At 76.3% G+C, this 20381-nt stretch carries 16 protein-coding genes; 12 read left to right on the forward strand and 4 right to left on the reverse strand.

The window, feature by feature from the left end:
* Window positions 1-4: 4 nt before the first annotated feature.
* Both CELF_RS00915 and CELF_RS00920 read right to left on the reverse strand, forming a co-directional pair.
* A complete protein-coding gene (locus tag CELF_RS00915) occupies window positions 5-3400 on the reverse strand; it encodes a DUF11 domain-containing protein (RefSeq protein ID WP_013769360.1) in 3396 nt (1131 codons plus the stop codon).
* Window positions 3401-3518: 118 nt separating this feature from the next.
* On the reverse strand, window positions 3519-4142 hold the full coding sequence (locus tag CELF_RS00920; RefSeq protein WP_013769361.1) for a response regulator transcription factor: 624 nt from the start codon (window positions 4140-4142) through the stop codon (window positions 3519-3521).
* 166 nt (window positions 4143-4308) lie between these two features.
* Here CELF_RS00920 and CELF_RS00925 point away from each other — a divergent pair, with 166 nt between their 5' ends.
* The 4 genes from CELF_RS00925 (at window position 4309) to CELF_RS00940 (ending at window position 9645) form a co-directional block, all read left to right on the forward strand.
* Window positions 4309-5643 (forward strand): COG1470 family protein, encoded by a 1335-nt coding sequence (locus CELF_RS00925; RefSeq protein ID WP_013769362.1) that lies wholly within the window; start codon window positions 4309-4311, stop codon window positions 5641-5643.
* The gene (locus CELF_RS00930; RefSeq protein WP_013769363.1) at window positions 5643-5960 is read left to right on the forward strand and encodes a PAAR domain-containing protein; all 318 of its coding nucleotides are present in this window, start codon (window positions 5643-5645) and stop codon (window positions 5958-5960) included. Before CELF_RS00925 ends, CELF_RS00930 begins: the two co-directional genes overlap by 1 nt.
* A 137-nt stretch (window positions 5961-6097) precedes the next feature.
* Window positions 6098-7444, forward strand: coding sequence for an FAD-binding oxidoreductase (locus tag CELF_RS00935; RefSeq protein ID WP_013769364.1), 1347 nt, complete (start codon window positions 6098-6100; stop codon window positions 7442-7444).
* A gap of 170 nt (window positions 7445-7614) precedes the next feature.
* Complete coding sequence (locus tag CELF_RS00940; protein WP_013769365.1) at window positions 7615-9645, forward strand: penicillin-binding transpeptidase domain-containing protein; 2031 nt, start codon at window positions 7615-7617, stop codon at window positions 9643-9645.
* Window positions 9646-9706: 61 nt separating this feature from the next.
* On the opposite strand, the gene CELF_RS00945 is transcribed toward CELF_RS00940, so the two are convergent.
* Complete coding sequence (locus CELF_RS00945) at window positions 9707-11107, reverse strand: WD40 repeat domain-containing protein (RefSeq protein WP_013769366.1); 1401 nt, start codon at window positions 11105-11107, stop codon at window positions 9707-9709.
* A gap of 180 nt (window positions 11108-11287) precedes the next feature.
* Here CELF_RS00945 and CELF_RS00950 point away from each other — a divergent pair, with 180 nt between their 5' ends.
* The 4 genes from CELF_RS00950 to CELF_RS00965 all read left to right on the forward strand — a co-directional run bounded on the left by CELF_RS00950 (window position 11288) and on the right by CELF_RS00965 (window position 15245).
* Entirely contained in the window at window positions 11288-12238 is a 951-nt protein-coding gene (locus CELF_RS00950) for an LLM class flavin-dependent oxidoreductase (protein ID WP_013769367.1), read from the forward strand.
* A gap of 28 nt (window positions 12239-12266) precedes the next feature.
* Window positions 12267-13469, forward strand: a complete 1203-nt coding sequence (locus CELF_RS00955; protein WP_157457155.1) for an MFS transporter — start codon at window positions 12267-12269, stop codon at window positions 13467-13469.
* Window positions 13470-13623: 154 nt separating this feature from the next.
* Window positions 13624-14592 (forward strand): aldo/keto reductase, encoded by a 969-nt coding sequence (locus CELF_RS00960; protein WP_013769369.1) that lies wholly within the window; start codon window positions 13624-13626, stop codon window positions 14590-14592.
* Window positions 14589-15245 (forward strand): hypothetical protein, encoded by a 657-nt coding sequence (locus CELF_RS00965; RefSeq protein ID WP_013769370.1) that lies wholly within the window; start codon window positions 14589-14591, stop codon window positions 15243-15245. The genes CELF_RS00960 and CELF_RS00965 overlap by 4 nt, the downstream gene beginning before the upstream one ends.
* A gap of 236 nt (window positions 15246-15481) precedes the next feature.
* Here the strand turns inward: CELF_RS00965 and CELF_RS00970 are convergent, their stop codons facing one another.
* Window positions 15482-15976 carry a 2'-5' RNA ligase family protein gene (locus tag CELF_RS00970; protein WP_232014283.1) on the reverse strand — a complete coding sequence of 165 codons (495 nt, stop codon included), beginning with the start codon at window positions 15974-15976 and terminating at the stop codon, window positions 15482-15484.
* An 839-nt stretch (window positions 15977-16815) separates the two neighbouring features.
* Here CELF_RS00970 and CELF_RS20280 point away from each other — a divergent pair.
* Genes CELF_RS20280 through CELF_RS00990 form a run of 4 tightly spaced genes read left to right on the forward strand, consistent with a single transcriptional unit; the run spans window position 16816 to window position 20310 of the window.
* Window positions 16816-17034, forward strand: coding sequence for a hypothetical protein (locus tag CELF_RS20280; RefSeq protein WP_126297633.1), 219 nt, complete (start codon window positions 16816-16818; stop codon window positions 17032-17034).
* Between the two features lie 57 nt (window positions 17035-17091).
* Complete coding sequence (locus CELF_RS00980) at window positions 17092-17958, forward strand: NAD-dependent epimerase/dehydratase family protein (RefSeq protein ID WP_013769373.1); 867 nt, start codon at window positions 17092-17094, stop codon at window positions 17956-17958.
* A 55-nt stretch (window positions 17959-18013) separates the two neighbouring features.
* The gene (locus tag CELF_RS00985; RefSeq protein WP_013769374.1) at window positions 18014-18772 is read left to right on the forward strand and encodes a response regulator transcription factor; all 759 of its coding nucleotides are present in this window, start codon (window positions 18014-18016) and stop codon (window positions 18770-18772) included.
* Window positions 18769-20310 (forward strand): sensor histidine kinase, encoded by a 1542-nt coding sequence (locus tag CELF_RS00990; RefSeq protein ID WP_013769375.1) that lies wholly within the window; start codon window positions 18769-18771, stop codon window positions 20308-20310. The genes CELF_RS00985 and CELF_RS00990 overlap by 4 nt, the downstream gene beginning before the upstream one ends.
* Window positions 20311-20381 lie beyond the last annotated feature (71 nt).

Below are 20381 nucleotides of genomic sequence, written 5' to 3' on the forward strand. Positions count from 1 at the left end.
CGGATCAGCCACGGAACAGGAACGCGGGGGCGTCGACCGTCGCGGGCACGACGAGCAGCGGTGCCGTGACCTCGCCGAACGCGGGCACGGGCTGCCCGGACGTCGCGACCAGGTCACGCGTCGTCGTCAGGCCGTCGCGGATCAGGACGAGCGGGACCAGCCACCGGCCGTCGCCCGACGCGGCGGGGGGCGCGCCGACGCTCGTGATCCCGGTCGACCAGGTCAGCGTCACGGGCTCACCGGGCGGGAAGTCGGTCCCCGTCGCGAAGACGACCTCCCCGGCCCGCGCGACCCCGTGGCTCAGCGTGACGTGCGGGCGCCGGACCTCCAGCGTCGCCTCCGAGCGGTCGTCGGCGGGCTGCGGGTCGGGCGACGCCGTCGACACGACGGCGACGACCGGACCCACCTGCGGCGGACCCTCGAACACGACGGCGGGGTCGAGCGCAGCCGTCAGGACGACCGAGCCGCCCCCGGGCAGGGTGCCCAGGTCGCACGCGCCCGTCGGGGCCGCGCACGGCGCCAGGCCCGACGGCACGACCGTGCCGGGGTAGGTGAGCGTGAGCCGCACGTCCTGCGCGGCCGTGTCGCCGGCGTTGCGGACCGTGACGGTCGCGTCGACAGGCCGCCCGCCCACCCACGCCACCGGCGACGACAGCGTGACCTGCACGCCGACCCCGCCCGGGGTGCCCACGTCGACGGTCGCGGTGTTGTTCGTGACGACCCGCTCGGGGGTGCGCGCGACGGCGGCGCCCCGCACGGTGCGGTCGGTCGCGTCCGTCGCGACGGACACCGGGACGGTCAGCGCGACGGCGGCACCCGGCGGCAGGTCCGCAGGCGCCGGGCACGTCACCTCCGCACCCGCCACGGTGCAGCCCGGGGCGCCGGCCGTCGTCACGCCCGGCGGCAGCGCGAGCGTGACCGACGCGCCGCCGACGCGGCTCGGCCCCGCGTTGCTCAGGGTCGCCGTGAGCGTCGACGACCGGTCCGGCGCGACGGGCGTGGCCGTGAGCGTGAGGACGAGGTCCGCCCACGGCTGGTGCGCGGGCTGCGTCTCACGGACCGGGGTCGCGACCAGCGGCGCCGCCGTGCTGCCGTCGGCGGCGAGCACCCACACGTCGGGGTCACGTTCCCGCCCCGCGCGCAGACCGGTGACGGCGAGCGCGGTCCCGTCCGGCGACCACGCCGGGTCGTCCGCCTCGACGAGCTGCGCACGCGTCGGCAGGGGCGTCCCGTCGAGCGCGAAACCCGTGAGCGGGCGCAGGGCCACGACGTCGGTCGACGCCGGCGCGGCGAGCGTGACGACCCCGACCTGCGCACGCATCTCGGTCCACCTCTCCGGCACGTCGGGACCGCGGACCGCGAGCCCCGCGGCCGCGATCGAGACGCCGTCCGGCCCCCACGCGGGTGACCGTCCCCCGACCCGGAAGCCGCCGGCGCACACCGCGGGCGGGCACGTGGGGTCGTTCGCGAGCGTCAGCAGCGGGCGGGCGTCGCCCGCGAGGTCGGTCACCCAGAGCTCGGACGTGTCGCCCTGGTCGTCGGGGACGACCGCGGCCGCGACGCCGATGATGATCTCCTCCTCGAAGGAGCGGGAGACGACGAGACGGGTGCCGTCGGGGGACCACGACGGGTCGCGCAGCCCCGTGACGGTGCGGGTGCCGTCGCCGGGCAGGGGCACCTGCGTGAGCGTCGCGGTGGTGGGCGGAGCCGCGAGCGCGGCCCACCACGTCGGGGTCGGCGTCGGCGTCACGGTCGCGCTGGGCGTGGGTGTCGGGGTCGGCGTCGGTCCCGGTGGCACGAGCGTGAGGACCTGGAGCGTGGGGACGAGCGGCCCCTCGGGGTCGACCCGCCGGTGCCGGACGAACGCGATCCGCGTCCCGTCGGGCGACCAGGCCGGGTCGACGTCCACGTCGGTCGGCTGCCGCGGGTAGGTGAACGGCAGCGCCGCGCCGGTCAGGCCGTCGACGAGCTCGAGCGCCCAGCCGGTCGTCAGGTCCTCGGACCCGTCGACCGCCTGCCGCTCGCCGGAGTGCACGACGAGGTCACCGGTGGGCGACCACGCGGGGTCGACGTCGCCCAGGGCGGGCGGGCGCGGGCCCGGCGTCTCGCCCGTCGCGGGCGGCCACACGCTGGACGCGAGCACACGCAGGTCCGTGCCGTCGTCGGCGCGCACGTCCACGACGTCGGCGTCCACGGTCGCGACCTGCGCGGTCAGCTCCACGCGCTCGGGACCCTCGCCCTCGGAGTCGACCCAGCTCGACCACGTCGGGTGCGACTCCGCGAGCCCGGGGGTCGCGAGGAGCGGCACGGGCGTGCCGAGCGACAGCCTCTGGTCCAGCGCGGTCCGGACGGCGACCGTCCCGCGCACGTCCCCGGCGGCGTCGTCGACCGTGGACGTCCAGGCGAGCAGGTACCCGTCGTCGAACGCGTCGGGGTCGTCCGTCGGGTCGACCCACGGGCCGAACGACGGCTCGGACGCCTGCCAGCCGCCCCAGATCTTGTACGGCGGGAGCACCTCGGGGTCCGGGGGCAGCTCGGGGTCGAAGTCGCCCTTGCCCTGGGACGGGTCGACGAGGTCGATGACGTTGAGCGTCCCGGACGGCTCGTCGGCCGCACCTCGCACGTACGCGAGCGCGGCGACGCCGCTCTCCCCGTCGCTCGACACGTCCGACACCGTGGGCTGCGTCTCGGCCTCTGGCGACCGCGTCAGGCGCCGCACGGTCGTGCCGGGTGCCTCCGCGTCGAGCAGGTACAGCTCCGCGAGCGGGTCGTCGCGCGTGCTGGAGAACACGACGAGCGTGGACTGCGGCACCCACGCGGGCCACAGGTCGTCGCCGGGTGCGCGAACGGGCTCGACGGGCTCCTGCGCGCACGCGTCGTCGACGAACACCTCCGTGAACGCGAGGTCCCACTGTCCGCCGACGTCGGTCGCGTACGCGACGCGGCCGTCCGGCGCGACGACGGGGTGCGACTCGCGCGCGTCGTCGCACGTGAGGCGCCGCCACTCCCAGCCCTCGCCCGAGTCGCGGACCGCCCACACGTCGCCCGCGTCGTGCCGCTCGCCCTCCGGCCCGTTCGAGACGAGCACCCACGTCCAGCCCCACTCCTCGGCCCACACGTACTCGGCGTCCGGCTGGCTGGTCCACTGCCCGGGCGTCAGGTCACCGGGCCCGGCCGCGGGCTGCGGCCAGTCCGGCGCGACGCCCGTCGTGCCGTCGTCGTGCAGGACACCGGCGCGGACGGTGCTCGTCGTCGTGTCGGTCAGCGCGAGGCGCGGAGCCGTCGCGGCGGGCACGGGCAGGGCCGCCGGCGCCGGGGGCGCGAGCACGACCGCCGCCGCGGGCGGCAGCACGAGCAGCGTGCCGACGGCCAGCGCGAGCGCGCGGCGTGGTCGAGCCACGGCAGCACTCCTTCCCGGGCGCGACGGACGTCCGTCCACGCTCGCAGCCGGTCCGGCGTGCCCGGCAGGCGGTTGCGGCCGCCGATCGGGCAGCCGTCACCGCCCCAACGGGCACGCGTCAGATGAGCCCTTCGCGCAGCGCGTACGCGACGGCGTGCGAGCGGTTCCGCAGCTGCAGCCGGGTCGTGACGTCGTGCAGCACGTTCTTCACGGTCCGCTCCGAGTAGGACAGGTGCTGCGCGATCTCCGCGGTGTCGTACCCGTCCGCGACGAGCTTGAGCACCTCGATCTCCCGCGACGCCAGGCCCGTGAAGGTCAGGCCGCGCGGCCGCAGCACCTGCCGCTGCAGCGTCCCCACCTGGTCGAGCAGCCGCCCCAGCAGGTCGGGCGGCACGCTGCCCTCGCCCGTCGCGGCCCCGCAGATCACGCGGACCAGGCGGTCCGGCGTCGCCTCCGCGCGGCGCACGAGGCCGAGCACGCCCGCCTCGACGGCCGTCACCACGTCGCCGTCCTCGAGCCGTCCCGCCACGAGCACCGCCTGCGCGGGGCTCTGCCGCCGCACCATCCGCACGAGCCGCAGCGCGTCGTCGTCGACGGCGTCCGCGACCACGACCGCCACCTGCGCCGACGCCGCCTCCTCGAGCGGCACGACGCGCACCTCCGGCCGCGGCCGCAGCGCGCTCACGACGCCCGCCTCCGAGATCGGGTCACGTGCGCTGACCCAGACCGACACCCTCTCCATGGTCGCCCCCTGCGTCCCGGCACCCGTCGCTCGGGTGCGAGGGGCCCAGCGTGCTCCCGCGCACTGATCGTGCAGTCAACAACGACTCAACGGGCACGCGCGGGTGCCCGGAAGGCCGGGCCCGCGGTCGTTCCGCGCGCGGGTGGCCGCTCCTAGCGTCCGCAGCATGACGACGACGGCGAAGCTGGACTCGGCGCGCGTGGAGCTCAGCCCCGGCACCGAGGCGGTCGTCCCGCTGCAGATCCGCAACACCGGGGACGTGGTGGAGGGCTACCGCATCGAGGTGCTGGGCGCGCCCGCGGCGTGGACGACCGTCGAGCCGGCGGTCATCGAGGGCCTGTACCCGGGCACGACGACGACCGCGACGGTCCGGTTCGCACCCCCGCGGTCCGCGGCCGTGCCGGCGGGGCAGCTCGACTTCGGCATCCGCGTCGTGCCGTTCGAGCACGTCGACGAGGCCGTCACGCCCGAGGGCGTCGTCGAGGTCCTGCCGTTCCTCGACACGACCGCCGAGCTCCTGCCGCGCACGTCGCACGGGCGCGGGAGCAGCCGGCACCGCGTCGCGCTCGACAACCGCGGCAACGTCCCCGTCACGGTGTCGCTCACCGCCGCCGACGACACCGGCGCCCTCGCGTTCCGGGTCCGGCCGCAGATCGTCGCCGTCGCCCCCGGGACCGTCGAGTTCTCCGAGGTACGGGTCGTCCCCGAGAAGCGCCTGTGGCGCGGCCCCGACGTGACGATGCCGTTCACCGTGACCGCCGCGGCGGAGAACACCACGCCCGTGCTGCTCGACGGCGCGCACGTGCAGACCGCGACCATCCCGAAGTGGGCCGGCAAGGCCCTGCTGGCCCTGCTCGCCCTGCTCCTGCTGCTCGCCGCGCTGTGGTTCCTGCTGCTCAAGCCCGTCGTCGAGTCGGCCGCGCGGTCGTCCGTCGAGGACGAGGTCGCGCAGGCGCAGGAGGCCGCGCAGCAGGCGCAGGAGGCCGCGTCGGCCGCGCAGCAGGCGTCTGCCGGTGCGGGCCAGGCGGCCGCGGCCGCACAGGGACAGGTCGCGGAGATGGAGAACCTCACGCAGAACTTCCTGCCGCCGACGGAGATCCTCACGCCGACGACGCAGCGCATGACCGTGCAGACCCCGCCCACGGCGAGCACGACGCCCGTCACGGCCGACCCGTTCGTCGTGCCCGAGGGCGGCTCGTTCCGGCTGACCGACCTCGTCCTGAGCAACCCGCAGGGCGACTTCGGCCGGCTCGTGATCACGCAGACCCCGCCCGGCGGCACGTCCGTCGTGCTGCTCGACGTCGCGCTGGAGAACTTCCGCGACAACGACTTCCACTTCCAGACGCCGATCGTCCTGCCCGCGGGCGCCGAGCTGACCATGGGCGTCGTGTGCCGGGCCGCGGGCGCGCCCCCGAACCAGACGCCGCCCCCGTCGCAGTGCGACGACGCGCTCGTCTTCAGCGGGCAGCTCGCGATGCCCGTCCCGCCCCCGGCGCCCTGATGCCCACCGGACCGGCGCTGCGGGTCGGCGACACGGCCCTGTGCCCGCTGTTCGACGGCCCGAAGCCGCACGTCGGTGGGCCGATCACGCCCGCGGCCGCGGTGATGACCGTCCTCATCGGCGGCCAGCCCGCCGCGGTCGCGAACGCCGTGCCGGGGTCGATCCCGTGCGTCTCGCCCGCGCCGAACGGCATCGCGATGGGGTCGATGACCGTGCTCATCGGGAACTTCCCCGCCGCGCGCCTCGCGGACCAGTCGCTGCACGGCACGCCCGTCGTACCCGGCCCGGGGTGCCCGACCGTGATCATCGGCGGCTGACCCGCGGCCGGCCGAGGCCGTGCCGGTGGCGTGTCGGTGGTGGGTGGAATGGTCGGGTTCGTCCGTCGGCACCGCGCACGTCGGCCCCCGCGTCCCGCCGCTGCGCTGCCACCCGACCCGCCCGAGGAGACCAGCGCATGTCCCGCACGCTCGCCGACCCGCTCTCCGACCGCGTCCAGGGCCCCGTGCTCGTCCCGGGCGCCCCGGGCTTCGAGGAAGAGGTCGCCCCGTTCAACCGTGCCGCCACGATCCGGCCCGACGTCGTCGTCGGAGCGACCAGCACGGCGGACGTCGTCGCGGCGGTGCAGCTCGCGCGCGAGCACGGCCACCGCGTCTCGGTGCAGGCCACCGGGCACGGCGCCGAGCGGTCGCTCACGTCGGGCGTCCTCGTCACGACCCGCCGCCTCGACGGGGTGCAGGTCGACCCGGCTGCGCGGACGGCCACCGTCGGGGCCGGTGTGCGCTGGGAGGAGGTCGTCACGGCCGCCGCCGCGCACGGGCTCGCGCCCGTCGCCGGCTCCTCGACCAACGTCGGCGTCGTCGGCTACCTGCTCGGCGGCGGGCTCGGCCCGCTCGCGCGCAGCCACGGCTTCAGCTCCGACCACCTCGTGGCGGCCACGGTCGTCACGGGGACGGGCGAGGTGCTGGAGGTCGACGCGGACACCCACCCCGAGCTGCTGTGGGCGCTGCGCGGCGGCAAGCACGGCCTCGGCGTCGTCACGCAGGTCCGCATCGGGCTGGCCGCCGTCCCCGAGCTGTACGCGGGCTCCCTGACGTTCGCGGGCGAGCACGTCGAGCAGGTGCTGCGCGGCTGGCTCGCGTGGACGGCGGGCGCGGACGACGCGACGACGACCAGCCTGGCGGTCGTGCGGTTCCCCGACCTCGACGTCCTGCCCGAGCACCTGCGCGGGCAGACCCACGTGCACCTGCGGTTCGCGCGCCCCGGCTCGGCGGCCGACGGGGAGGCGGCCGCCGCACCGCTGCGCGCCCTCGCCCCGGTCCTGGCCGACGAGCTCGGTCCGATGCCGCTCACCGACACGGCGCGCATCCACGCCGACCCGACCGAGCCGGGCGCGAGCATGGTCGCCGGCCTGCTGCTCACGCACGCCGACGACGACCTGGCCACGGCGTGGCTCGCCGCCGTCGGGCCGCTCGTCGAGCACCCGTTCGTCGCGGTCGAGCTGCGGCACGTCGGCGGCGCGACCACGACCGACGTCCCGGGCGGGTCCGCCGTCGCCGGGCGAGGCGCCACGTTTGCGGCGGACGTGGTCGCGGCCGACCCGCGGTCCTTCCCGGGCGTCCCCGCGGCGCTCGACGGGCTGCAGGACGCGCTGCGCCCGTGGCTCGCGGACGAGGTGAACCCGAACCTCGCGGGTGCCCTGACACCGCGCTGGCACCCGGGCACGAGCGCACGTCTCGACGAGCTGCGCCGGCGGCACGACCCGGACGGCGTCCTGGCACCCCCCGCTGGGGAGGAAGGGTGAAGGGTTCGGCGTTCCGCCCCCGGGCCGCGGGGGCGGGTGCCAGGCTGCCCGAGGGGTGACGTCCGGCACCCCGAACTCGCTGGCCGCGCGCCGTCGTGGCTTGCCAGGATGACGGCTCGGACGACACGGAGACGGGCAGGCGACGCCGCCGCCCGCCGGCAGGGAGACTCATGACGCTCGACAGCGCGCGCGACGCGGCGCGGCGGGACGCCGCCGACCCGACGACCCCCCGGCCGGTCGGCGGCAGCGGGACCTGGGCGCGCGTCGCGACCTCGGCGGTGGTGCTCGCGCTCGTCGGGGCCGGGACCGCCGCGTGCTCGCCGCAGCCCGCCAGCCCGGAGGCGGCGGCCAAGGCGTTCGGCGCCGCGCTCGAGTCCGGCGACTTCTCCGGGGTCGAGCTGGCGGCGGGCACCGACGCCGCGGCCGTCGTCGAGAGCCGCGCCACCGCGTTCGAGGGTCTCACACCCTGGAAGCCCGACGTCGCGTTCGACGGGGTCACGTCGCCCGACGACGACCCGGACGTCGCGACCGCCTCTTACACGTTCACGTGGGACGTCGACGACCGGGACGCCGACTGGACGTACACCACGCACGCCGCGCTGGCCCGCGACGAGAAGGACCCGGACGTGTGGCGGGTCACCTGGAAGCGCAGCGCGCTCGTCCCCGACCTCACGGACGCCGAGATCCTGCGGGTCACGCGCGAGCAGGCCCCCCGCGGACGCGTGCTCGGGGCGGGCGGCGCGGTCATCGTCGAGCCCAGGAACGTGTCCCGCGTCGGCGTCGACAAGACGCTGACCGACGCCGCCGGTCAGGGGGCGGCGGCGCGCGAGCTCGCCGCCCAGCTGGCGATGGACGCCGAGGCGTACGCGCAGCGCGTCGCGGGTGCCGGGGAGAAGGCGTTCGTCGAGGCGATCGTCGTGCGCGAGGGCGACCCCGCCTACAACCTCGCGACGCTCACCGCGATCCCCGGCGTGCGCGCCGTCCCCGACACGCTGCCGCTCGCGCCCACGCGCCGGTTCGCCCGGCCGATCCTCGGGACCGTCGGTGCCGCGACCGCCGAGATCGTCGAGAAGTCGCAGGGCCAGATCGCGGCCGGCGACCTCACCGGGCTGAGCGGCCTGCAGCGCCAGTACGACGCGCTGCTGCGCGGCAACCCCGCCCTCACCGTCGAGGCCGTGTCGCCTGACGGTGCCGCCGTCCGCCCGCTGTTCCAGACCGAGCCGACGCCCGGCGCCGACCTCGTCACGACCCTCGACCCGCGCCTGCAGGACGGCGCCGAGGAGATCCTCGCGGGCGTCGGCCCGGCGAGCGCGATCGTCGCGATCCGCCCGTCGACCGGCGACGTGCTCGCCGCCGCGAGTGGTCCGGGCGGTGAGGGCATGTCCACCGCGACCCTCGGCCAGTACGCGCCCGGGTCGACGTTCAAGGTCGCCTCGGCGCTCGCTCTGCTGCGCTCCGGCGCGACGCCCGCGACGACGTTCTCCTGCCCGCCCACGGTCGCCGTGGACGGGCGCGAGTTCTCCAACTACCCGGACTACCCGTCCAGCGCGCTCGGCGACGTGCCGCTGAGCACCGCGTTCGCGCAGTCCTGCAACACGGCCTTCATCTCGGCCCGCGACTCCGCCCCCCAGACCGCGCTCGTCGACGCCGCCGGGTCCCTCGGGCTCGTGCCCGACGCCGACCTGGCGTTCGCCGCGTTCCTCGGCGCCGTGCCGTCGGAGTCGACCGGCACCGACCACGCCGCGTCGATGATCGGCCAGGGGCGCGTGCTCGCCTCACCGCTCGGCATGGCGACCGTCGCCGCGTCCGTCGCCGCCGGCCAGACCGTCACCCCGCGCCTCGTCGACGTCCCCGCCGAGGAGTCCGCCGAGACCACGGCGACGCCGGCCGCGCCCAGCGCCGACGCGACCGCCCGCCCGCAGGTCCCGCTCACCACCGAGGAGGCGCAGGCCCTGCGCCAGCTCATGCGCGGCGTCGTGACCGAGGGCGGCGGGACCTTCCTGCAGGACGTGCCCGGGGGTGAGGTCGCCGCCAAGACGGGCACCGCCCAGTTCGGCGACGCCGCCAACCTGCAGAACCACGTGTGGATGATCGCGATCCAGGGCGACCTGGCCGTCGCCGTGTTCGTCGACGTCGGCGAGTACGGCTCCACCACCGCAGGCCCCCTCCTGGAGGACTTCCTCCGCTACGCCGCGGGCTGAGGCGCCGCACCCACGCCCGGTTCGACCGTCACCAGATCGCGACGGTCGGCCCGGCGCCGCATCAGCGCGCCCGGTCCGCCGCGGCGAGCGAGAGCGGGAGGATCGTGACGCGCTCGTCGTAGCCGGCGGTGAGGAGCTCCGGGCCGGTGGCACCGTCGCGGACGGCGAGGCTGCGGATCCACCCGCACGCGGCCTTGGTGTCGAGGACGCCGTTCCAGCCGACCCACTGGTGCAGCGTCCCGGTGCCGAGGTCCCAGAGCTGCACGCCGGGGAAGTCGCCGCCCGCGGCGAGGTAGGTGCCGTCGGGGGTGGTGATGGCGCACAGCGCGTGGATCGCGCCGCCGCCGGACGACAGCACGGGGAGCCAGCGGGCGTCCTGCGGCACCTCCAGGCGCTGCACGAGCTCGCCGGTCGCGGGGTCGAGGAGCCGGATCGCGCCGTCGTCGGCACCGACGGCGACGAGGTGGCGGCGGTCGCGGCGCACGCGGCACAGGGCGCGGGGGAGGCCCGTCCGGACGTCGGGGACGGGGTGCTCGACGACCTGCGCGCCCGTCGCCGGGTCCCAGCCGCGCAGCACGTGGTCGGCGCCGACGGACAGCAGCACGTCGTCGCCGCCGGAGGTGCCGAACCACTCGAGCCCGCTCACGCCGCCGACGTGCCCGTCGCAGAGGACCGTGCCGTCGGTGGAGCCGCCGCCGACCGGTGCGGGCGGGCGCCAGATCGCCACGGGCCCCTTCTCGCCGGCGGCGGCGACCACCGGTCGGCCACCGACCACGGCGGAGCGCAGGTGACGCACGGGCCCGACGCCCACCGGCTGGGTCGCCACGACGTCGCCCCGGGGGACCCGCAGCAGCGCGACGACGCCACCCCCACCGCCGGCAGCCAGCAACGGAGAGCCCGGGAAGCCGGTGACGGGTGCGAGGGAGAGCGCGCTGCCCTTGGTGGCGACGCGACGGGCCACGCCGGCCCGGTTGGTCAGCGTCACCCGCCGGCCGGCCACGGCGACCCACGGCTCGCCCTCCTCGTCCGGCACGACGCGGACCGCGAAGTGGTGCGGCGGGTTCACGCGGCCCAGGTCGGCGAGGTGGACGGCGGCGCTCACGACGGGCAGGACGAGCAGCGGCCACACGTCGCCGGGCACGGCCGTGGGCAGGACCGCGCGCGCCAGCAGGTACGCGCCGACGGGGCCACCCAGCACCAGGACCCCGCGCAGCACGACGGCCGCGGTGGGTGCGAGCGGGACGAGCGCCTGCCACAGCCGGACGGCCGCGAGGTCGGTGACGAGCCACCCGACGGTGACGAGGAGGACGAACAGCGCCGCGACGGGGGTGTCGGCGAGCCCGGGCTGGTCCGAGGTGACCCGCGCCAGGACGACGACGGGGGCGACCCCGAGGATGCCTCGCCGCAGCAGGTGGCCGGGTGCCCGGCGCAGCCACAGCCTCAGTGACTCGGTGATGGTCATCGTCGCGCCCCCGTGCGATACGGACATACCTCTCGAACCGCATGCTAGGGGCGCGCCGCCGGTGCCCGGGAGCGATTCCACGGAACTCGTCGCGGCGCGTCCCCGTGGGGCGTTCCCGCAGGATGGAGGCGCGGGCACGGTGCGCCGCGGGCGGCCGGTGGCTGCGGGAAGGAGTCGACGATGACGGATCGGGCCGTGGGGGTGCTGCTGCCGCGGGACCTGCCCGTGGAGCGCGTGCGGGAGTTCGCCCGGCGCGCGGAGGAGCTGGGCTTCGACGAGCTGTGGGTCGTCGAGGACTGCTTCTTCCGCGGCGGGATCGCGCAGGCTGCGGCGGTGCTGGCGTGGACCGAGCGGATCCGGGTCGGCATCGGCATCCTCCCCGCGGCGGTGCGGGACGCCGCGTTCACGGCGATGGAGGCGGCGACGCTCGCCGAGCTGTTCCCGGGGCGCGTCGACGTCGGCATCGGGCACGGCATGCCGGCGTGGATGCGGCAGGTCGGCGCGTGGCCGTCGAGCCCCCTGACGCTGCTCGAGGAGCACCTGCGGGCGGTGCGCGCGATCGTGCACGGGGAGCGCGTCGACGTCGACGGCCGGTACGTGCAGCTCGACGGCGTGCAGCTCGAGTACCCGCCGGCGCACCCGCCGCGCATCCTCGCCGGGGTGCGCGGGCCGAAGTCGCTGGCCGCGTCGGGGCGGGCCGCCGACGGCACGGTCCTCGCCGAGCCCGTCACGCCCGAGTACGTCGCGGAGGCGCTCCGCCACATCGCGCCGACCCGTGAGCACCGCGTCGTCGCGTACTGCGTCGCGGCGGTCGACGACGACGCCGATTCTGCGCGCCGCCTGGCCCGGCCCGCGCTCGCCTGGGTCGGAGAGCCGGACTGGGCGCCGCACATCGCGCCCCTGCCGTACGCGCAGGAGTTCGCCGAGCTGCGCGCGGGCGTCGGCTCCCCGGACGAGTTCGCGCAGGTGCTGCCCGACGCGTGGGTGGACGACCTCGCGGTCGTCGGGACGCCGGACGCGGCCCGCGCGCGGATGGAGGCGCTGTGGTCGGCGGGCGTGACGGTGACCGTGCTGTTCCCGCTGGGCCCGGACCCGGTGCGGGCGCTCGATGCGCTCGCGCGCGTCCTCTGACCGGGACGAGCGCCCGGCGCGGTCGGCCGTGACGACGCCGGTCGCGTCGGCCCCTCGTGCGCCCGCGGTCCGGCGGCTCGTCACTGCTGCCGCCGCGGCCCGGCTCGTCGACGGCGCGAAGGCGAGCACGTTCGCGGTGCTCGCGCTCGGGCTCGACGCGCCGGGCGTCACGGTCGCGGTGCTGGCGATGTGCGCGACCGTGCCCGTCGTCCTGCTCGGCCCGCACGTGGGGATGCTCATCGACCGGCGCTCGCCGCGGCGCGCGTCCGTCGGGGCGCTCGTCGTGCAGGCCGGGATCCTCGGTGTGACGACCCTCGTCGTCCTCGTCGGCGGGGCGGGCGTGCCGCTGCTCGTGGGGTGCGCGCTCGCTCTCGGGGTCTGCCAGGCCGTGACCGACAACGCGCTCAACGCGCTCGTCCCCGAGCTGGTCGGGCCCGACCGGCTCACGGCGGTGAACGGGTCGATGACGACCGGTCAGACCGCCGCGCGCGTCGCCGGTCCGGCCGCGTTCGGCGTGCTCGTCGTGTGGTCACCGGTGCTGACGTTCGCCTGCTGGACGGCTCTGACCGTCGTCGCGCTCGTGGCCCTGCGCGGGGTGACGCCTGCGGTCGCGGTCGACCGGACGGGCACGCGGCCCGGGGTGCTCGACGGACTGCGGTGGATCGCGACGTCGCCGCAGGTCCTGGCGCTCCTGGTGGGCGTCACGCTCGCCAACGTCGCGCTCGGCGCGATGGCGTCGGTCCTGCCGCTGTTCGCGGTGCGGGATCTCGGCATCCCGGCCGCCACCTACGGCACGGCGGCGAGCGTCATGGCCGTGACCGGCGTGCTCGGCAGCCTCGTGGCGTCGCGCCTGACCCGGGTGCCGCGCGCGGCCGCGCTCGGTGTCGCGCGCGCCGTGCAGACGGCGGGCCTCGTCGTCCTCGCCTCGAGCGGCGGACCCGTGCCTCTGCTGGTCGGGGCCGCCGTGGTCGGGCTCGCGAGCGGTGCGTGGAACGTCGTCTCGTCGACCGTGCTCATGGCCGAGGTCCCCGCGCCCGGCCGGGGCCAGGTCATGTCGACCTACCGGTCCGTCGCGTTCGCGGGCAGCCCCGTCGGGAACGCGCTCGGCGGTGCGGCGGGAGCGGTGGGCGCCCGCGGGGGGCTGGTCGCGTCGGCCGTCCTGTCCCTCGCCGCGACCGTCGTCGTCCTGCGTCTGCGGACGCGGATCGGCGCCGACGGCCCTCCGCACTGACCACCCGTGCGCCCCCCGTCGTCCACAGCCCTCGTCGGCGTGCCGGCGCCCGCCGGGCGTCCCCGCCGTCCGGACGCGCGCCGCGGAGCCGTGGTGCAATGGGCCGCCACTCCGGCGCGTCGTCCGCGCCGACGACCACGTGAGGAGACCGGCGATGACGCCGACCACCGCCCCCGGACGCCCCGGCTGGATCCGCCCCCTCGGCCGGACGGGCCTGGAGGTGTCCGCCGTGTGCCTGGGCGGGGGACCGCTCGGCAGCATGCCGGACCTGTTCGGGCGTGACGTCCCCGCGGACCAGGGCGTCGAGACGGTGCTCGCCGCGCTCGACAGCCCGATCCGGTTCGTCGACACGTCCAACGGGTACAGCGACGGCGAGAGCGAGCGGCGGATCGGCGAGGCGCTGCGCCGCGTCGGCGGGCTCCCGCAGGGCGTGACGGTCGCGACGAAGGTCGACCCGCGCGACGGCGACTACTCGGGCGATCGCGTGCGTGCGTCGGTCGCGGAGAGCCGGGAGCGGCTCGGTCTCGACCACCTGCCGCTCGTGCACCTGCACGACCCGGAGTTCTGGTCCTTCGACGAGCTCACGGCGCCCGGCGGTGCGGTCGACGCGCTCGTGGCGCTGCGCGAGTCCGGGGAGGTCGGCGCGATCGGGCTCGCGGGTGGCCGCGTGCAGGAGATCGCGCGCTACCTCGCGCTCGGGGTGTTCGACGTGCTGCTCGTGCACAACCGCTGGACGCTGCTCGACCGGTCCGCCGGACCGCTGCTCGACGAGGCGGAACGGCAGGGCATGGGCATCCTCAACGCCGCCGTGCACGGCGGCGGGATCCTCGCGAAGCAGGAGGGCGGCCCGACGACGTACGGCTACCGCGAGGCGCCGCCGGAGGTGCTGGAGGCCGCCGAGGCCATGCGGCGCGTCTGCGCCGAGCACGGCACGGACATCGCGACGGCTGCGTTGCAGTTCTCGCTGCGCGACCCGCGGGTCGCGGCGACGATCGTCGGGATGAGCCGGCCCGGACGCGTGGCGCAGACCGTCGCGGCGGCGCAGGCCGAGCTGCCGGACGCGCTGTGGCCCGAGCTCGAGGCGCTCTTGCCGCCCGCCCGCACCTGGCTCGACGCCGAGTGAGCGCCGACGCGACCGCCGGCGCGGCGTTCGACCTGCCGGGCGCGCTCGAGCCGCTCCTCGCGGAGCGCGGCTTCACGCGCGGCGGACCGGTGTTCCGGGGGCGTTCGGGCGACGTCGCGATGGTCGTGCGGTGCGAGCCGCAGGCCCGGATCGACCGGGTCCGCACGATCGTCGTCGAGTGCACGCCCGCCGAGGGACCGCAGACCGCCGCGGAGCGGTTCGTGCACCAGTTCAACCAGGCCGCGACGGCGTTCGGGTGGCGCGGCGAGTACACCGCGCAGACGCCCGGCTTCCCGCAGGTGGTCGTCGACGACTTCGAGCGCCTCACGCTGCCGTTCGTCGACCGGGCGACGAGCGTCCGGGCGATCTGCGAGCTCGTGCTCGCCGGCGAGGTCCCGCCGTCGGACGGTCGCGACCCGCTGCTGGCGCGCGTGACCGACCCGTACGAGGCGGCGCGGCGGTTCACCTGGCCGGACCTGGCGGCGCGCGCGGTCGAGGTCGCCGAGGGCCTGGACCTCGACTGGCGCGGCTACGAGGCGTTCCGGAAGTGGGCCGACTACTACTCCGTCGACGTGCGGCTGCGGAAGCCGCCGTTCAGCCTGCGCCACTCCGTCGACCGCTTCCTGCCTCTTGCGCACCGCCGGTACGCGTAGGCGCCGACACGACAGCAGGGGCGGCCGACGTGGAACCGCCTCCTGCACGGGAGCGGGCAGCGGCTGGTCCTTGAGCACCGCGACCGACGCGCCGTCGACCAGCGCGAGAGAGGAACACGTGACGAGGGCCGCCTTGCGTCCGGGCGTGAGCCTGGGCATGACGGCTCCTCTAGGTGTTGGCCCGACCGCAGCGCGGCAGGGATGGGCAGATGCCAGAGTCGCCCCTGCGCCGTCACCTATCGCGGCGCCGTCGTCGCCGCCATCGTCACGTGGCTGCGCTGAGGGCGGAGGGGAAAGCGAACAAGCACCTCGGCGACGTGCTCCGACCACCACGTGAGCGTCACCTCCTCCGCTGTCGCACCGACCGGAAGGAGCTCCCGCAGCACGGCGACGTCAGACTGGAGAAGCGCCTCTCCGATCGACAGGTGAGGAACCACTTCGTCGAACGCCCCGCCGTAGGGTGGCCACTGCGGAAAGGCAGCGGCGAACATCTCGGTGAGCTGGATGAAGGGCTCAGCGGGGTCGGGCGTCAGATAGGTGAGCCCGCCCATGAACTGACCCAGCGCGGACAGCTCGAAGTCGAAGGCTCGCACCGGCTCGAGCACCTCACGGATGGTGCCGACGAGCTCGTCGTCGACGTCGCCCCGGTCGACGAACGGGCCAAGCAGCGTGATGTGCGGACACACGGTTGGGGCGCTGAGGCGATGAGTGATCGCGTCGAGCGCTTGCACGGGAACTTGTATCACTGTGTGCCCCACACCGAGCAGTCTGACCCGAACGGTGCTTGTCCGCCGCGGATGGCGCTGATGAGCTCGCCGCCCTCGACGTCCTGGGAGCGGGCGAGCGCGACGAGATCACGAGGTCGCGCACCCGACTCGGCGGTCGGTCGCCGTCCGTCCCGTCCAGCGCCTGGGTCGCGCAGAGCGTGTCGGCGAGGTGGTCGACCACGAGGTACGAGCGGATCGTCGGAGCCTGGGGCCCCGAAGGTAGACGTTCGGGTATCCCTCGTGCCGAGCGACCACGCAGCCGATGGAGTGGTGTGCATCTCCTGTCCACCCTCTTCGGGGACATGCTGAGCCCGGTCGGGGCAGGCGTGCTGCTGCTCGTCGTCGTCCTCGGCCTGCTGGTCGCGCGCAGGCGGAACGCTGGTCGAGCGGGACGCCCCCCGACGGTCAGCCGCCACGTCTCGTGGGTCGGCCCGCCCTCCGGGCCCCGCCGCCGCCCCACGTCCGCCGGCCGCGTCCCTGCCACCGTGACCGACGGTGGGGCATCGGGCGCCGATGTCGACTGGCGCGCGCCTGAGGACGAGATCAGGGCGGCGCTCCGGCAGCTGAGGGACGACCTCGGGACTGAGCTCTCCGAGCGGGCGACGGTCCGGTCACCTGGACCTCCGGCGAGCGGTCGCGCCGGCGCGGACTGGGACCCGGACGACGTCTCCGTCGTCCCGCGGACACCCGGCGCTGCGTACGTCTCGTGGAGCCAGGGCCGCCGGAACGTGCAGGTGAACGTCAGCGTGGGGGCCCACCGTCTCCGATGGTTGCTCCCGCGCGACGACCAGGCTGTCGCGTCCGTGCGGCAGGTGGTCGAGGCCGCTGTGGCCGGCCGGGTCCAGGTCGGCGCGCGCGAGGAGGACCACGGTGGCAGGTTGACCCACGCGTGCGGGCGGTACTGCCGGGCCTCGCTCGAGGACGGTCGGCTCGTCGAAGACCCCGACCTCTACGCCGCGTGGCGGTCCCGCGGCGCCGTCCGTCCGGTCGAGTGGACGTCGTGGGCCGAGCCGTACGCCTGACGCGGGACGACGGGCGGTAGCGCTCCGGCCGTGCGGGCGTCGGGTTACGGTCGTGGCATGACGCGCGTCGTGGTGACAGGTGGCAGCGGGAAGCTCGGGCGGGCGGTCGTCGCGGACCTCGCCGCTCACGGGTACGAGGTCGTGAACGTCGACGTCGCGCCGCCGCCCCCGGGTCAGCCGGCGCTCTTCACGCGCGTCGACCTCACCGACCTCGGGCAGGTGACCGAGGCGCTGACGGGCATCGACGACCGCTACCAGGGCGTCGACGCCGTCGTGCACCTCGCGGCGATCCCCGCCCCCGGCCTGATCCCCAGCGGCGCGACGTTCGCGAACAACGTCGTGGCGACGCACCACGTCTTCTCCGCCGCGCGCCGCGCGGGCATCCGGAACGTCGTGTGGGCGTCGAGCGAGACCGTCCTCGGGCTCCCGTTCGACACCCCGCCGCCGTACGCGCCCGTCGACGAGGAGTACCCGGTCCGCCCGGAGAGCACGTACTCGCTCGGCAAGGCCGTCGAGGAGGAGATGGCGCGGCACTTCACGCGCTGGGACCCGCAGGCGAAGCTGATCGGCCTGCGGTTCTCCAACGTCATGGTCGACGAGGACTACCGCGAGTTCCCGCGCTTCACTGCCGAGGGTCGGCGCTGGAACCTGTGGGGCTACATCGACGCGCGCGACGGCGCGCAGGCGGTCCGGCTCGCGCTGGAGAGCGACCTGACGGGCTTCGAGGCGTTCATCATCGCGGCGCCGGACACGGTTCTCGACGCCCCGTCGGCGGACCTGCTCGCGGAGCACTTCCCGGACGTGCCGCTGGCGCGCCCCGTCGAGGGCCGCGAGACGCTGCTGTCCATCGACAAGGCCCGCCGCCTGCTGGGGTACGAGCCGACGCACACGTGGCGGTCGCGGCTCCCCGGCGCGCAGGCCTGACGCGCGGCGCCGCAGGGCGTCCCCGGGACGCGGGACGGCTGGCAGGATCGGGCCCGTGACCCCCGGCGCGCGCGTCCTCGTCGTGGACGACGACCTCGGCATCCGGGAGCTGCTCACGTCCGTGCTCGGGTTCTCCGGGTTCGACGTGCAGACCGCGGCGACGGTCGGTGCCGGGCTGACGGCGCTGCGCGCGTGGCGGCCCGATGTCGTCGTGCTCGACGTGATGCTGCCCGACGCCGACGGGATCGACATGGTGCGCGTCGTCCGGCGGGCCGGCGACCGGACCCCGGTGCTGTTCCTCAGCGCGCGCGACACGGTGGCCGACCGCGTCGCCGGGCTGACCGTCGGGGGCGACGACTACCTCACCAAGCCGTTCGACATCAGCGAGGTGGTCGCCCGCGTCGAGGCGGTGCTGCGCCGCGCGCGCACCGACCGCGTGACCGCCGACGCGGGCGACGACGACGTGCTGCGCTACCGCGACCTGCGCGTCGACACCGCCCGCATGACCGCCCGTCGCGGCGACCGGGACCTCGACCTGACCCCGACCGAGTTCCGGCTGCTCGCGGCGCTCGCCGGGGCCGCCGAGCGCGTGCTGTCCAAGGCGCAGCTCCTCGACCGGGTGTGGGCCTACGACTTCGGCGGCGACGCGTCGGTGGTCGAGAAGCTCGTGTCCCGCCTGCGCCGCAAGGTCGACCCCGACGGCGAGGTGCCGCTCGTGCGGACCGTCCGCGGGTTCGGGTACACGCTGCGCGCCGACGCCCCGGACGCGGGTGCACGCACGGCCGCCGAGCGCGACGGGCTGCCGGGCGCGTGACGACGCGCCGGCCGCGGTCGATCCGGGGGCGCGTCGTCGCGGCCGTCACCGCGGTGGTCCTCGTAGGTCTGCTCGGCGCGGGGCTGGCCAGCGTCGTCGCGCTGCGCGACTACCTGCTCGACCGCACGGACGACCGCCTGCGCGAGGCGGCGCAGACCGTCTCGTCGGCGCTGGCCGTCCGCGGGCCGACGGTCGTGCGCGAGCCGCGGCTGCGGCTCGTCGTCGAGGGCGCCGCGACCGACGTGGCGGTGCACCTCGTCTCGGAGGGCCGCGTGGTCGAGACGATCGCCACCGGCGGGGTCGCCGTGCCCCGGCTCGAGGCGGCGGCGGTCGACGCGCTGCACGAAGCCCCGGGCTGGCTCCCGGGCGGCACCCGGCGCGCGTACGCGACGGACACCCCGGGCCTCACGGTCGAGTCCGTCGACGGTGACCGGGTCGCGGTCGACACCGTGGTGCTCGTCGCGGACACCGCGGACGACCAGCGGACGGTCGCGCGCCTGGTCGGCATCGAGGCCGCGGCCGGGGCGCTTGCGGCCGGCGGGACGCTGATGCTCGCGTGGTGGACCGTCGGGGTCGGCCTCGCGCCCCTGCGCCGCATGGCCCGCTCCGCGGAGCGGATCGCTGCGGGGGACCGGTCGGAGCGGCTGCCGCGCGAGCCGCTCGCGGAGACCCGCGCGCTCGCGGCCGCGCTCGACGACGCACTCGCGGAGCGGGAGCGCGCCGAACGCCGCATGCGGGAGTTCACCGCCGACGCCGCGCACGAGCTGCGCACGCCGCTGACCAGCGTGCACGGCTGGGCGGACCTCTACCTGCAGGGCGGGCTCGCGGGCGACGCGCTCGACCGCGCCATGGAGCGCGTGGTGCGCGAGACGACCCGCATGCGGCACCTCGTCGACCAGCTCGCGCTGCTCGCCCGGCTCGACGCCGACGTGCCGCTCGCGCGCGACGACGTCGACCTGCGCGCGCTCGTCGACGACGTCGTGACCGACCTCGACGTGCTCGCCCCCGACCGCGAGGTCCGCTGGGGCCGGCCGTCCGCACCCGTCGTCGTCGTGGGGGACCGCGAACGACTCGTCCAGGTGGTGCAGAACCTCGTCGGCAACGTCCTGCGGCACACCCCGTCGAGCGCCGGCCTGACCGTGCGGCTCGACGTCCGGGACGGCGGCCCGGGCGCCGGCACGGCCGGCGGGTCGGCCAGCGGCGCCGGCGACACGTCGGACAGCGACCCGGGCGGCGGGCGCACGGTGCGCAACCGACCGACGGCACGGACTGCGGTGCTCGTCGTCGCCGACGACGGACCGGGCGTCCCGCCCGACCTCGCGCCGCGCGTGTTCGAGCGGTTCGTGCGGGAGGCACGGGACACGTCGGGCGCCTCGTCGGCGGGTGCCGACACCTCCGACGGGGGAGCGTTGCGCGAGGGCTCCGGGCTCGGCCTCGCGATCGTCGCGGCCGTCGTCCGCGCGCACGACGGCACCGTCCGGCTCGACTCGGCCCCGGGTGCGGGGACGACGGTCACGGTCGAGCTGCCGACCCGCTGACGCACCGCGGTCGTCGCGGCCGCACCCGCTGCACGGGCGTCGGTGGCGGGATGTCAGCCTGCCGTCAGGTG

This window comes from Cellulomonas fimi ATCC 484 (assembly GCF_000212695.1).
Classification (GTDB): Bacteria; Actinomycetota; Actinomycetes; order Actinomycetales; family Cellulomonadaceae; genus Cellulomonas; species Cellulomonas fimi.

Coding starts and splice junctions, on each gene's coding strand:
- CELF_RS00945 (WP_013769366.1), bottom strand. CDS start 11,107: ATGACCATCACCGAGTCACTGAGGCTGTGGCTGCGCCGGGCACCCGGC.
- CELF_RS00950 (WP_013769367.1), top strand. CDS start 11,288: ATGACGGATCGGGCCGTGGGGGTGCTGCTGCCGCGGGACCTGCCCGTG.
- CELF_RS00925 (WP_013769362.1), top strand. CDS start 4,309: ATGACGACGACGGCGAAGCTGGACTCGGCGCGCGTGGAGCTCAGCCCC.
- CELF_RS00960 (WP_013769369.1), top strand. CDS start 13,624: ATGACGCCGACCACCGCCCCCGGACGCCCCGGCTGGATCCGCCCCCTC.
- CELF_RS00930 (WP_013769363.1), top strand. CDS start 5,643: ATGCCCACCGGACCGGCGCTGCGGGTCGGCGACACGGCCCTGTGCCCG.
- CELF_RS00920 (WP_013769361.1), bottom strand. CDS start 4,142: ATGGAGAGGGTGTCGGTCTGGGTCAGCGCACGTGACCCGATCTCGGAG.
- CELF_RS00935 (WP_013769364.1), top strand. CDS start 6,098: ATGTCCCGCACGCTCGCCGACCCGCTCTCCGACCGCGTCCAGGGCCCC.
- CELF_RS00980 (WP_013769373.1), top strand. CDS start 17,092: ATGACGCGCGTCGTGGTGACAGGTGGCAGCGGGAAGCTCGGGCGGGCG.
- CELF_RS00940 (WP_013769365.1), top strand. CDS start 7,615: ATGACGCTCGACAGCGCGCGCGACGCGGCGCGGCGGGACGCCGCCGAC.